General features: G+C 63.3%; 6 protein-coding genes. 3 read left to right on the top strand and 3 right to left on the bottom strand.

Annotation, left to right across the window (positions count from 1 at the left end; all coding sequences use genetic code 11):
- Positions 1-14 precede the first annotated feature (14 nt).
- Positions 15-959 carry a LysR family transcriptional regulator gene (locus tag AC1RRC_RS05975; RefSeq protein ID WP_493054348.1) on the bottom strand — a complete coding sequence of 315 codons (945 nt, stop codon included), beginning with the start codon at positions 957-959 and terminating at the stop codon, positions 15-17.
- A 104-nt stretch (positions 960-1,063) separates the two neighbouring features.
- Between AC1RRC_RS05975 and AC1RRC_RS05970 the strand changes: the two genes are divergently transcribed.
- Positions 1,064-1,696, top strand: coding sequence for a LysE family translocator (locus AC1RRC_RS05970; protein ID WP_493054347.1), 633 nt, complete (start codon positions 1,064-1,066; stop codon positions 1,694-1,696).
- 26 nt (positions 1,697-1,722) lie between these two features.
- On the opposite strand, the gene AC1RRC_RS05965 is transcribed toward AC1RRC_RS05970, so the two are convergent.
- The gene (locus tag AC1RRC_RS05965; protein WP_493054346.1) at positions 1,723-4,983 is read right to left on the bottom strand and encodes a CHASE domain-containing protein; all 3,261 of its coding nucleotides are present in this window, start codon (positions 4,981-4,983) and stop codon (positions 1,723-1,725) included.
- A gap of 260 nt (positions 4,984-5,243) precedes the next feature.
- Complete coding sequence (locus AC1RRC_RS05960) at positions 5,244-7,316, bottom strand: NHL domain-containing protein (protein WP_493054345.1); 2,073 nt, start codon at positions 7,314-7,316, stop codon at positions 5,244-5,246.
- 225 nt (positions 7,317-7,541) lie between these two features.
- Between AC1RRC_RS05960 and AC1RRC_RS05955 the strand changes: the two genes are divergently transcribed.
- Together AC1RRC_RS05955 and AC1RRC_RS05950 are read left to right on the top strand one after the other, a co-directional pair.
- Complete coding sequence (locus AC1RRC_RS05955; protein WP_493054344.1) at positions 7,542-9,563, top strand: prolyl oligopeptidase family serine peptidase; 2,022 nt, start codon at positions 7,542-7,544, stop codon at positions 9,561-9,563.
- A 319-nt stretch (positions 9,564-9,882) separates the two neighbouring features.
- On the top strand, positions 9,883-14,778 hold the full coding sequence (locus AC1RRC_RS05950) for a HAMP domain-containing protein (protein ID WP_493054343.1): 4,896 nt from the start codon (positions 9,883-9,885) through the stop codon (positions 14,776-14,778).
- The last annotated feature ends 8 nt before the right edge of the window (positions 14,779-14,786 follow it).

Genomic DNA, 14,786 nt, shown 5'->3' with positions numbered 1-14,786 from the left:
CCACTGGCCGCCGGTCAGCGCAACCCTTGTTCGGCGCCGGGTGCCACACGCAAGTGCACAATGCCATGGATGGCCACCGGCATGCGGCTGAGAATGCGCCAGTCGCGCAGGATGGCCGAGAGCGCGCGCACCAGCGGATTGCGGGCCTGGTGTGGCAAGGCCACGACGGCAAATTCGCGCTGCGCCGCCAGCGGCGCCGGCACCACCCGCACCCCGGGCGGGGCCGGGAACGCCGCCAGGTGCTGGAATACCGAATACGCCTGGCCCAGCGCCACCCGCGACATGATCGAACTGTCCGCCACCATGCGCTGCACGGCGCTGGCGCGCAGGCCGTCCGCCCGCATGCGCTCGATCACGGCGGCGCCGCGCCGCGTGGCCGGTTCGATCAGCGGCAGCGCCGCCAGCTGATCCCACGAAAACGGTTCCTTCAACGCCAGGCCCGATGGCAGCACCAGCACATAATCGTCGGCCAGCAGCGGCTGTGCCACCAGTTCCTCTTCATAGGGCGCGCAGCCGATACCCAGGTCGGCGCGCCCGGCCAGCACCGCCGCATGCACGTCATCGGCCGAGTCGCAGTCGTCCACCATCGTCACCTCGATGCCGGGATGACGGCGCGCCAGCGCCTGCAGCACATAGGGCACCACGTGGGTGCCGATGCTGCGGAAACAGGCCAGCCGCACCACGCCCGCCAGCGGCGCATCGGTTGCCGGGGTGTCGAGTTCGTCCACCAGCGCGAGGATCTGGCGCGCCTGCTGCAACACGCGCCGCCCCTCGTCGGTGACGGCGCTGCCCGCGTGGGCCCGAAGCAGCAGGCGTTTGCCCAGGTGCCTTTCCAGTTCCCCGATGGCATGGCTGATGCGCGACTGGGTGCAATCGAGGGCTGCGGCGGCCTTGCTGAAACTGCCGGCATCGACCACGGCGACCAGCATGGCCAACTGGTTGAGTTTGATGTTGCTCATTATCGAAATTTATCATAAGTCCCGCCGCGCCATCGCGGCCATCGGTAGTGCCGCGCCGCGTGCCACCACGACAATGGACCGTCCTTACATTGCGTGGAGCACACATGACCTTCCCGACTTTCCTGACTTATCTGCTGGCGCTGCAGGCGCTGTTCTGGGTCCCCGGCCCCAGCATGGCCTTCGTGCTGGCCCATGCCGTCACCGATGGACCGCGCGGCGGCGTGGCGGCGGCACTGGGCATCAGCGCGGGCGACCTGCTGCTGACCGGCGCTTCCGCCACCGGCCTGATCGCCCTGTTCCTGGCCTGGCCACCCGGATTCGACCTGTTGCGCCTGGGCGGCGCGGCTTACATGCTGTGGCTGGCGTGGGGCATGTTGCGCCACCCCGGTCTGCCGGCGCCGGCAGCGGCCACCGGCGCAAAGGCCAGCACCGCCTTGCGCATCTTCACGCGCGCCCTCGCCAATTGCCTCCTCAATCCCAAGGCACTGCTGTTCTTCATGCTGTTCCTGCCCCAGTTTGTGGACCGCACGCAGGGCCATATCACGCGCCAGGTTTTATTGCTGGGCGCGGTCCTGACCCTGAATGCCTTGCTGGGCAACCTGTTGCTGGCCTATGGCGGCGCGCGCTTCGGCGCCTGGTTCCGGCGCCATCCGGCGGCCTTGCGCCATGGGCAGCGTGGCCTGGCGCTGCTGTTTGCCGGCCTGGCCTGTCATTTACTGGCGGCGGCGCGCTATTAAGTCACGCCGGCAGCAGTGGCATGCCACTAACCCGCCGCATGCGCATCGAGTTCCTGCGCGATATGCCCCTGCAAGTGATCGAGCATCGGCTGCATTTGCGCCACAATATAGCGGGCGCGGGCCAGGTCGGCGTCGGGTGGCAAATGTTCCAGCGCCAGGCACAATTCACCGAAGTGCATGGCGCCCACGGCGCGGGCCGACGACTTGATGCGGTGGCCCAGTTCCGACAGGCGCGCCAGGTCGCCCTGCGCCAGCGCCTCATTGATTTCCACCATGCCCTCGCGTGCCGAATCGAGGAACATCACGGCATATTTGCGCATCTTTTCCGGCTTGTTGTTGAACGTCTGCGCCAGCGCGCTGATGTCGAACATTTCCGCCGGCGCGATCAACACGGCCGGCATGCCGTCGGCCGCCGGCGCCGGCGCCGCACCGGCAGGCTCGTCGATGACACCCACACCGCCGTCCGCGCGGGCCGCCGGCAGCGCGGCTGTTTGTGCGGCTGTTTGTGCCGCTGATTGTCCTGCCGTTTGCGCTGCCATTTGTGCCGCCGATGGCATGGCCGCTTGCGCGGCGGACGGGCTTGCCCCTTGGCCGGCGGCCTGCGGCGCCGGCAGCGGCTCAATGCCGGCGGCCGCCGACACGGTCGGCCGGCTGCCCAGCCGGGGCGGCCGGCCCTGCCCCGCGCGCTGGTTCATCCAGCGCGACAGCACGGTAAACAACAGGTTGGGCGCGATCGGTTTCGTGATGAATTCATCCATCCCGGCCGCGATACAGCGCGCCTGGTCGTCGCGCCCCGCATTGGCGGTCATGGCAATCACCAGGGTGCCGGCCAGGCGCGGATGGGCGCGGATCAGGCGCGTGGCTTCATAGCCATCCATGACCGGCATTTGCACATCCATCAGCACGCAATCAAAATGCTCTTTCAACAACAGGTCAATGGCTTCCTTGCCATTGTTGGCGATACAAACCGTGGCGCCGGCGTCTTCCAGCAATTCCTGCCCCACCTGCTGGCTGAAAATATTGTCTTCCACCAGCAGGATCGCCGCGCCCTTGAACGATTCCATGACATCCGGCTGCAACACCTTGGCCACGCCGGCTTCCAGCAGGTTGGTGCCCTTGACCAGGCGCGCGCTGAACCAGAACGTGCTGCCCTGCCCCTCCACGCTGTCGACGCCCACGGTACCGCCCATCAATTCAGCCAGCTGCTTGGAAATCACCAGGCCCAGGCCGGTGCCGCCATATTTGCGGGTGGTCGACGTGTCGCCCTGCTGGAATGACTGGAACAGGCTGTTCATCTGGCTCTTGCTCATGCCAATGCCATTATCCTGAACGTCAAAGCGCACCACGCAATAATTGTCGCGGTCCTCGATGGGACGGGCACGAATGTGGATCTTGCCGTTTTCAGAAAACTTGATGGCGTTGCTGGTGAAGTTCAGCAACACCTGCTCCAGCCGCAGCGGATCGCCACGCAATTGCTGCGGCATGCCGGGCCAGATCTCGAACGCCAGTTCCAGGCTCTTGCGGCCGGCGCTCTCACCGAGCTGGTTGGCCACATTGCTCATCAGCGTACCCAGTGAAAAGTCCAGCACTTCCAGTTCCAGCTTGCCGGCTTCGATCTTGGAAAAGTCCAGGATGTCATTGATGATGCCCAGCAAGTGCTGTCCTGAATGGAAAATCTTTTGCAGGTAATCGCGCTGCTTGGGATTGGTGACGGATTTCAGCGCCAGGTGCGCCATGCCGATGATGCTGTTCATCGGCGTGCGGATTTCATGGCTCATGTTGGACAGGAAATCGCTCTTGGCCTGGTTGGCCGCCTGCGCCTGTTCCTTCAGGTTGTGCAATTCCGTGATGTCGGTGGCCAGCGAAATCACGGCCGCCACTTCCTTGTCGATCCGCACCGGCGCCTTCACCGACCACAGGTGATGCACATCGCCACGGCGGTCCACATAGCGTTCCTCGCCGGCGCGCTTCAAGCCGTCGGCAAAGACGCGCCGCTCTTCTTCCCAGGCGGCGTCGGCGTCTTGCTGGGGCATCAATTCATGGTCGCTGCGGCCGACAATCTGTTCCACCGGGCGGCCCATGACTTCCGCCATCTTGGCATTGGCATAAATGTAGCGGCGGTTCTGGTCTTTCATGAAGACCCGCGCATCGATATTATTCAGGACACTGTCCAGCAACAGGCGCTGTTCCACCGCGTTGCGGCGCGAGAAATACAGGGTCAGCAGGTAGCTGTAAATCAGCATGGTGCCGATCAGGCCGGTCGCCAGGGCGATCCACGGGAAATACGCGTCGAGGCCGGTGTGCATATCGGTTTTCTTGACGCGGAACAGCGCTTTCCAGAGCGAGCCATTGAAATCGATCGGCAGCACGGTTTCCAGGTAGTCGTCAGGATTCCCCGGCGGCGCCGGCGTGCCCTCGATCGAGCCATTGTCGTTGTACAGCAGGCGGTCGCTCTTTTCGATGGTCAGGCGGCGCTTTTCCACGTCGGTCGAGCTGTCCGCGTACAGCAGCATGTGCACTTGCCGGATCGCCATTTCATCGATGGCGCCCTGCACCAGCTTGGACACGGAAAAGCCGATGCCGACCGTGCCGACATAGGCCGCGCGGCGGCTGGACACGTCATTGACCGGCATGCCGCGCTTGTAGACCGGCAGGCGCATGCCCAGCCCGATGTGCGGCACCGGTTTCTTGACCAGGATCGGCTGGCCGGAGGCGCTGACCTGCCCGGTATCGCGCGACTGGTCCAGCGCCCGCCCGATCGCCGGGACCGCGGCAATATCGACGCCGAAGCGCTCTTTGACGATCTCCATCGGTTCCATGTACAGCATGACCGTGTATTTGCCGCTGGGGCCGGGTTTCTTGATGTCGAAATTCGGGTAGCCGGCCGGATCCAGGCTTTTATCGGCCCGTACCGAGGCAACAAAGGCGGCGCGCTCCGCTTCGGTCACCGGCACCGCATAATTGAGCGCTTCGATCGCCGGGAAATGCAGCGGCAGGTTCAGGCTGGTAACGTACTGGTGAAATTGCAGGCGGGTCAGGTCGTCGGTGGTCTGGAACAGCGCCACCAGCCCGCGCACCACGTCCGAATATGCTTTGACACGCGCGGAAATGCTGTACTGGGTACTGCGCGCCAGGTTATCGAAGCGCTGGCGGTCATCTTCTTCCACCATGCGCGCCGCATTGGCGTACAGGATCATGCCGATGGCGACCGACAGCGACAAACCTATGCCCCAGAGCAAGGTCCGCAGGTTGAACAAGGTTTTAAGCCAGGCACCCAGTTTACGCATTGGCAGTCACACCACGCCCAGAGAAGTTTTGCATTGCAGCAGCATACTATTAAACACCCACATCAACCAGAATTAAAAGCCGCACGCCACAGTGGGCAGCCACGCCCGTGACCGGGCCGCATCATACACTGGCGCGCAAGGGCCAGCCATGCTGTGATTCGGGAGACAACAGTGTTAGGAATGCCTGCGCGGCGCGCCGCGCCGCGCCGGATCGATGGCGCGGTTGCCGACGGTAGTATTTTTACAATGCCAACCGGCCGTCAGGGCTTGGCCAGGCGCAGCAATGCCTTGCCGGAAGTCAAATAAAGGTCCCCGTTCGGCGCCGCCGCCAGTGCGCTCACGCCGTCCAGGCTGGTTTTGGTGATGCCGGTAACGCCGCGGGTTCCCGCCACCGTCGACACCATGCCGTCCACGCCGATGCGGCGCACCAGGTTGTGGCCACTGAATTCCACCACATAAACGTTGCCCTGGTGGTCCACCGCCAACCTGCCGGGTTGGCGGAAGGTCGCGGCGGCAGCGGCGCCGTCATCGGCGCCCATGACGCCGGCCCTCCCCGCCAGGGTCGAGACCATGCCATCAGCGCCGATCTTGCGCACCGTATGGCTGTCGCCATCACTGACGTACACATTGCCCGAACCATCGACCGCGATGCCAAGCGGCGAAGCGAACCGAGCAAGCGTGCGGCTGCCGTCGGCATGCCGCTGGTCACCGGCCGCCCCGGCGTAAACCTCGGTCCGTCCATCAGGCGCAATCCGGTGCACCACACCTTCGGCCGGGACCGCTGCATATACCGTACCCGCCGCGGTCACGGCAATGCCGGAAATTTCACGGCCTGGAATCTCCGCCAGCTTCGACACCTCGCCTTCCGGCGATATCTTGTAGACGATGCGCAAATCCGCTGTATAGGCATTGCCGGCCGCATCGAACGCCATGGCGTCCAGGCGGGGATTTTCCACGCCGCCCTTGCCGTCGGCGCGCAGCACCCGTTGGCCAAAGCGTCCGACGGGATCCATGTAAAACAGCCGACGGGTACTGTCCGCGGCAAACAGCATGCCGCCGGGCCCGAATGCGAGGCTGGAAAACGCCATCGGATCGTTATAGGTGCCCAGGATCATGTTTCCGTCCTGCCACAGCACCGGCGCCGACAGCGCTTTCGGCGCAACCCGAACCAGCCCGCCTTCCGATGGCATCCGATAGATGGCCGACAAGCCGTTCGTATGCTGGTGATAAGCCTCCACGTTCTGCCTCGTGACCAGCGTGCCGCCATCGCGCTCCGCACCGAGCGCGGACAGGTAGTTATAGTAGGCTGCCGGGGAAAACCGCGCGGGTGTCGTCACCACCCCGGTTGACCACACCCGCCGTACATAATTGTCACTCAGCACGGTCAGCGAACCATTCCGATTCGCGATGATGTCGCCCAGCGCATTGAATTTCGCCTGTACCCCGGTGCCGTCCACCTGGTATTGATCGGCCGCCCCGGGCTCGGTGGCATGGGCGGCGCCGGCGACATGGGTGGCGTGGCCGCCGGGCACAATCTTGTGGATCGTGTTGTCGCGGGCATCCGCCACGTACAGGTTACCGTCCTGGTCGGCCGCAACGCCGCTGATATTGCCGAACTGGATCAATCCGGCATTGCCTCCGGCACGGCTGTGCACGCGCGGCGCGTCGGTTGGCACTGTCGACACCGCCCCGTCCTGCGTTATTTTCCGTATGGCGCCATCGAGGGGCGCGGCCAGATACAGCACGCCGCCCGGCCCCACGGCAAAACGCTGTGGTTCAGTCAGCCGCGCCTCGCCCCGTGCGCCATCGTTCGCGCCTTGCTGCCCGGCCGTGCCCGCCACCGTCGTGACCATGCCATCCGGCGCCAGCCGCCGCATCGTATGGTTTTTCGAGTCCGCCACATACAGGTTGCCAGCATCGTCGAATCGTATCCCCCTTGGCGTATTGAAACGCGCCTGGGCGCCGTGGCCATCGCTGCTGCCGGCCTGGCCCGCCTTGCCGGCCACCGTGGTGACGACGCCGTCCGGCGAGATGCGCCGAATCGTATGGTTGCCCGTGTCGGCCACGTAGACATTGCCATAGGCATCGCCCGCCACGCCGTCCGGATCACGGAAATTCGACAGCACGCTATCGCCATCGGCGTTGCCATCATTTTCCGTCGTGCCCGCTACGAGGAACAGGGGCGCAAGCTTGTTGACGACCACATCACTGGCGGCAATGCCGGCCGTGGCGCCACCCACCGCGGCCGGACTGCCCTGCGCCAGCAGGATGCCGCGCGGCCCACAGGCACGGCCCGGCGCGGTGGTGTCGTGCTGGCCGCAGGCGCCTAGCACGGCAGCCACCATAAGCGGACACAACGATCGAGGTATGCGGAACGGCGGTACTTTCATAAAGCTTGTCTCCATGGCAACAACGTGAAGCGCCTATCGTAGGCGGGACGCATTCTGATTGCAATTTAATTAATTACTTGCAATCTGCGACGGAATATCCCTGCGGGCCACCGTGCGATCCATGCCATTCGTGCCATCCATGCCACAATAGAAAAAACGGAGACGCTTATGCATGTGACCACGGAAAATGATCCCTACCTGTGGCTGGAAGACGTGGCCGGCGGCGCGCCCATGGACTGGGTCCAGCGCCAGGCCGCCGCCGCGACCGCCGAGTTGCTGCGTCAGCCGCAATTTGACGCCATCCACGACCGCCTGCTGGCCATCCTCAATTCGCAGGAACGTATTGCCTACGTGACGGTCCACGGTGGCTGGTACTACAATTTCTGGCGCGATGCCGGCCATGTGCGGGGCATATGGCGGCGGACCGCACCGGAACAGTTCCGGTCGGCCGCGCCGGACTGGGAAACCATGATCGACCTCGATGCGCTGGCCGACGTCGAAGATGAAAACTGGGTCTGGAGCGGCGCCGTGTTCCTGCACCATGGCGACCGCTGCCTGGTGTCGCTGTCGCGCGGCGGCGGCGACGCCCATGTTTTGCGCGAGTATGACCTCGATGCGAAAGCGTTCGTCTCGGGAGGCTTCGTGTTGCCCGAGGCGAAAAGCCAAGCGGCCTGGCGCGACCGCGACAGTATCTTCGTCGCCACCGATTGCGGCCCTGGCACGCTGACGCAATCCGGCTACCCGCGCACCGTCCGCGAATGGCGTCGCGGGACGGCGCTGGGTGACGCGCCGATCCTGTTTGAAGCACAGGCGGACGACCTGGGCGCGGGCGCCTGCATGGACTTCACGCCGGGCCACCAGTTCGAGTTCATCTGGCGCTCGATGACGTTTTACAGCAACGAACTGTATCTGCGGGAAGGCGCCACGCTGACGCGCGTGCCCAAGCCGGACGACGCCAACGCCTACACGGTACAGGGCCAACTGATCATCGAGCTGCGTTCCGCATGGCCGGTCGGCGGCGTCGTCTACCCGCAGGGCGCGCTGCTGGCCACGGACTTTCGCGCCTTCATGCGGGGCGAGCGCCGCATCGCCATCTTGTTCGAGCCATCGGCCACGTCATCGCTGGACAGCGTCTGCGTGACGCGTTCTGCGCTGTTGCTGAACATACTCGACAATGTCAAAAACCGCCTGGTGGAGTTGACGCACACGGCTGGCGAATGGCGCCGGCGCGACGTCGACGTGCCGCGTTTCGGCTCGCTGGAAGCCACGCCGGTGGATGCCATCGACAGCGACGAGTATTTCCTGACACTGACGGACTTCCTGACGCCCACGACGTTGACACTGTGCCGCGCCGGCAGCGACGAGCGCATTGAATTGCGGCGCCTGCCCGCGTATTTCGACTCGGCGTCGTTTTGTGTCGAACAGTTCAGCGCCACGTCGCGCGACGGCACGCCCGTGCCGTATTTTGCCGTGCTGCCACGCGACGCCGCCGGCCCCCTGCCGGCGCTGCTGTACGGTTACGGCGGATTCGAAGTGTCGCTGAAACCGTATTACAGCGGCGCCACCGGCGCTGGCTGGCTGGCGCACGGCGGCATTTACTTGCTGGCCAATATCCGTGGCGGCGGCGAATTCGGGCCCCGTTGGCACCAGTCCGCGCTGAAGGAAAAACGGCAAAACGCGTTCGACGACTTCATCGCCGTGGCCGAAGACGCGATCGCGCGGGGCCTGACGTCCGCCAGCCAGCTCGGCATGATGGGCGGCAGCAACGGCGGCTTGCTGGTGGGCGCGGTCATGGCCCAGCGGCCGGAACTGTTCAATGCCGTGGTGTGCCAAGTGCCGCTGCTGGACATGCGGCGCTACCATAAACTGCTGGCCGGCGCCTCGTGGATCGGCGAATACGGCGATCCGGACGACCCCGTGCAATGGGAATACATCGCCCGCTATTCGCCCTACCACAACGTCAGCCCGCAGCGCGCTTATCCGCGCGTGCTGCTGACCACCTCGACCCGCGACGACCGGGTCCACCCCGGCCATGCCCGCAAGATGGCGGCGTTGATGCAGGAACAGGGCCATGACGTGTTGTATTGGGAAAACACCGAAGGGGGCCACGCCGGCGCCGCCAACAATGACCAGCAGGCGCTGATGTGGGCGCTGACCTATGCATTTTTGCTACAACAATTGAAATATTAAAAATGAAATATTGATTGAATTAACAAGTTTTTATTGTGATAATGTCGTTGATGCCGCCAGCCAACGCCAGTGGCATTACTCCCTCTTCTTGCCCGCGTACCGCGGGCTTTTTTTCGGACTTTTTTCCCGGGCTATCGTGCGCACTGGAAATAATAATCGTCGTATCGTAGAGAAAAAAGTTGCTGAACGTTATTGTTAAATGCGCAAAGTAACATTTTTCATACAGTATGCATTTTCTCAATGAAAACCTTGACTCACCGGCTTGTAAGAGTATCTTTTACCTTCACCTGCCCATGCCCCTTCCCATGAGGACGTCCCGATGAACGATATGACTGAACTAGCCGACCAGCTCGACGTCAAGCTGTTGCTGCAGACCTTGATGGCGCTGAAGCGCGGTGATTTCACCGCGCGCATGCCGTCCGACTGGACCGGCATGGCGGGCAAAATCGCCGACACCCTGAACGACATCATCGAGACCAAGGAAAAAATGGTCAAGGCCGTGACCGACGTGTCGCGCGTGGTGGGCCGCGAAGGCCGGCTGACGCAGCGCGCCTCGGTGCCGCACGTGGCCGGCGGCTGGGCCACCATCATCAGTTCCGTCAATACGCTGATTGACGACCTGGTGCGCCCGACTACGGAAATGGCGCGCGTGATCGGCGCCGTGGCGAAGGGCGACCTGTCGCAAACCATGGCGCTGGAAGTCGACGGCCACCCGTTGAAGGGCCAGTACCTGCGGGCCGCCATGACCGCCAACACCATGGTGGAACAGCTGTCGTCGTTCTCGTCCGAGGTGACGCGGGTGGCGCGGGAGGTCGGGACGGAAGGGAAACTCGGTGGACAGGCGCAAGTGAAAGGCGTGGCCGGCACCTGGAAAGACTTGACCGACTCGGTGAACTCGATGGCGGGTAACTTGACGTCGCAGGTGCGCAACATCGCCGAAGTGACCACCGCCGTGGCCAACGGCGACTTGTCGAAGAAAATCACGGTGGACGTGCGCGGCGAAATCCTGCAGCTGAAAGACACGATTAACGTGATGGTGGACCAGTTGCGCTCATTCGCATCGGAAGTGACCCGGGTGGCGCGCGAGGTCGGCACCGAGGGCAAGCTGGGCGGCCAGGCTTATGTGCCGGGCGTGGGCGGCACCTGGAAAGATTTAACGGACAACGTGAACTTCATGGCGTCCAACCTGACAGGCCAGGTGCGTAACATCGCGGCGGTGACCACCGCCGTGGCGAACGGGGACTTGTCGAAGAAAATCACGGTGGACGTGAAAGGCGAGATTCTCGAGCTGAAAAACACGATTAACGTGATGGTGGACCAATTGTCGTCGTTCGCGTCGGAAGTGACCCGGGTGGCGCGGGAGGTCGGTACCGAGGGCAAGCTGGGCGGCCAGGCGCAGGTGAAAGGCGTGGCCGGCACCTGGAAAGACTTGACCGACTCGGTGAACTCGATGGCGGGTAACCTGACCGGCCAGGTGAGGAACATCGCGGACGTGACCACCGCCGTGGCGAACGGCGACTTGTCGAAAAAGATCACGGTGGACGTGAAAGGCGAAATTCTCGAACTGAAAAACACCATCAACGTGATGGTGGACCAGTTGAACTCGTTCGCGTCGGAGGTCACGCGGGTGGCGCGTGAAGTCGGCACCGAGGGCAAGCTGGGCGGCCAGGCCAACGTGCCCGGCGTGGCCGGCACCTGGAAAGACTTGACGGACGGCGTGAACTCGATGGCGGGTAACTTGACCGGCCAGGTGAGGAACATCGCGGAAGTGACGACGGCCGTGGCCAACGGCGATTTGTCGAAAAAAATCACGGTGGACGTGAAAGGCGAAATTCTCGAGCTGAAAAACACCATTAACGTGATGGTGGACCAATTGTCGTCGTTCGCCTCGGAGGTGACGCGGGTGGCGCGGGAAGTCGGTACCGAGGGTAAATTGGGCGGCCAGGCGTATGTGCCGGGTGTCGGCGGCACCTGGAAGGATTTGACGGACAACGTGAACTTCATGGCGTCCAACCTGACCGGCCAGGTGCGTAACATCGCGGCGGTGACCACCGCCGTGGCGCGCGGCGACTTGTCGAAGAAAATCACGGTGGACGTGAAAGGCGAGATTCTTGAACTGAAAGACACCATCAACGTGATGGTGGACCAATTGTCGTCGTTCGCATCCGAAGTGACCCGGGTGGCGCGCGAGGTGGGTACCGAAGGTAAGCTGGGCGGCCAGGCCAACGTGTCCGGCGTGGCCGGCACGTGGAAAGACTTGACGGAAAACGTGAACCAGCTGGCGGCGAACCTGACCAACCAGGTGCGCGCGATTGCCGAGGTGGCGACCGCCGTGACCCGGGGCGACTTGTCCCGCTCGATCCAGGTGGAAGCGCGCGGCGAGGTGTCTTACCTGAAGGACAACATCAATGAGATGATCCGCAACCTGAAGGAAACCACGCAAAAGAATGCGCAGCAAGACTGGCTGAAAACCAACCTGGCGCGCTTCACCCGCCTGCTGCAGGGCCAGCGCGACTTGCAGGCCGTGACCAAGCTGATCTTGTCGGAACTGGCGCCGCTGGTGTCGGCGCACCACGGCGTGTTCTACATGATGGATTCGCAAGAGTCCGACGCCCGCCTGCGCATGATCGCCTCGTATGGCTACCGTTCTTCGCGCAAGCTGCCGACCTCGTTCCTGCCGGGCGAAGGCCTGGTCGGCCAGTGCGCGCTGGAGAAAGTGCGGATCTGGCTGACCGACGTGCCGCGCGATTACATCGTGGTATCGAGCGGCCTGGGTTCGGCGCCGCCGAACAACATCGTGGTGCTGCCGATCCTGTTTGAACAGCAAGTGAAGGCCGTGATTGAAATCGCGTCGCTGGACCGCTTCACGGAAACCCACTTGTCCTTCCTGGACCAGTTGATGGAATCGATCGGCGTGGTGTTGAACACGATCGAAGCGAACAGCCGGACCGAGTCGCTGCTGACTCAGTCGCAATCGCTGGCGCAGGAACTGCAGCAAACCAACCAGGAGCTGGCGGAAAAAGCCCGCCTGCTGTCCGAGCAAAACATCGAGGTGGAACGGAAAAACCGCGAAGTGGAACAGGCCAAGCTGGCGCTGGAAGAAAAAGCCACGCAGTTGGCCCTGTCGTCCAAGTACAAATCCGAATTCCTGGCCAACATGTCGCACGAGCTGCGCACGCCATTGAATTCGCTGCTGATCCTGGCGCAACAACTGGGCGACAACCCGGAAGGCAACCTGTCCAATAAACAGGTGGAATTCGCGAAAACCATCCACGGCTCCGGTTCCGACTTGCTGACCCTGATTAACGACATTCTCGACTTGTCGAAGATCGAGTCCGGCACCGTCACGCTGGACGTGTCCGAATACCGCTTCGCCAACCTGCGCAACTACGTGGACCGCACCTTCCGCCACATGGCCGAGGCCAAGCACCTGGGCTTCTCGGTGGAATTGCGCGACAACTTGCCGACCGCGCTGATGACCGACGTCACGCGTTTGCAGCAAGTGCTGAAAAACCTGCTGTCGAACGCGTTTAAATTCACCAACCATGGCCAGGTCGCACTGATGATCGGCCTGGTCAACACCGGCTGGACCAGCGACCACCCGAACCTGGTGCATGCCGACGCGGTGCTGGCGTTTGCCGTGTCCGACACCGGGGTCGGTATCGCGGCCGACAAGCTGCAGCTGATCTTCGAGGCGTTCCAGCAAGCCGACGGTTCCACCGCCCGTAAATATGGCGGTACCGGCCTGGGCCTGTCGATTTCGCGCGAACTGGCCCGCCTGCTGGGCGGTGAAATCCGCGTGGAATCCGTGGTCGGCAGCGGCTCGACCTTTACCCTGTTCCTGCCGTACAACCGCGCCGGCTTCATCAACTATGACCTGGGCCGCCAGGCGCCGACCCGCGCCCCGCAACAAGCGCCGAAAATCGTCTACACCCCGCCGCCGGAACCGGCGCCGGTGGCGCTGCATGAAGCGGCGCAGGATGCCGATGGGGAACTGGTGGAATACAGTTCCACGCTCGATGACCGGGGCCTGGTGGCGCCGGGCGATCCGTCGGTGCTGATCATCGAAGACGATGAACGCTTCGCCAAGGTCGTGCTGGAATTTGCCCGTGAAAAGAACTTCAAGGGCATCGTCACGCACCAGGGCGATTCCGCCCTGTCGCTGGCGCGCGATTATCTGCCGTCCGCGATCCTGCTCGACATCGATTTGCCGGACATCGACGGCTTCACCGTGCTGGACCGCCTGAAGCGGGACCCGAGCACGCGCCACATCCCGGTGCACGTGATGTCCAGCCTGCGCGAGCGCGAACGCGCGCTGCGCCAGGGTGCGATCTCGTACCTGAACAAGCCGGTCAGCAAGGACGATTTGCAGGAAGAATTCACCCGCATCCAGAAGTTCCTGCTGGGCGGCAAACGCAGCCTGCTGGTGGTCGATGACGAAGAACCGCAGCGCGAAGCCATCGTCCACCTGATCGGCGACGCCGACATCCACATCGTGGCGGTCGGCACCGGCGAGGCGGCGCTCAAGGAATTGCATGAAGGCCACTTCGACTGCATGGTGCTGGACCTGACCCTGCCCGATATCAGCGGCTTCGACCTGCTCGACATCATCGGCAAGGATTCCAGCCTGCGCGACTTGCCGATCGTGATCAACACCGCCAAGGAATTGAACCGCAAGGAAGTCACCAAGCTCAAACGCTACGCGAAAACCATCGTCATCAAGGACGCCCGCTCGCCGGAACGCCTGCTCGATGAAACCGCGCTGTTCCTGCACCGTTCGCAGGCCAGCCTGCCGGAACTGCAGCGGCGCATGCTGGAAGAAATCCATGCCGCCGATTCCGGCCTGGCCGGGCGCAAGGTCTTGATCGTCGACGATGACTTGCGCAACATCTTTGCGCTGTCGTCGCTGCTGGAGCGCCAGCAAATGCACGTGCAGTTCGCGGAAAACGGCCGGGACGGCATTGAAGTGCTGGAGCGCGACCCCAGCATCGAGATCGTCCTGATGGACATCATGATGCCGGAGATGGATGGCTACGATACGATGCGGGCCATCCGCCGCATCCCGAAATTCAAGTCGCTGCCCATCATCACCTTGACGGCGAAAGCCATGAAGGGCGACCGCGACAAGTGTATTGCGGCCGGCGCGTCCGACTACATCACCAAACCGGTGGACGTGGCCCAGCTGCTGTCGCTGATGCGCGTCTGGTTACATTAATGCTGACA

The sequence above is a fragment of the Pseudoduganella sp. GW821-FHT12E03 genome (assembly GCF_058807115.1).
The sequence above is the reverse complement of the archived record's forward strand: the minus strand, read 5'-3'. Positions and strand labels throughout refer to the sequence as shown.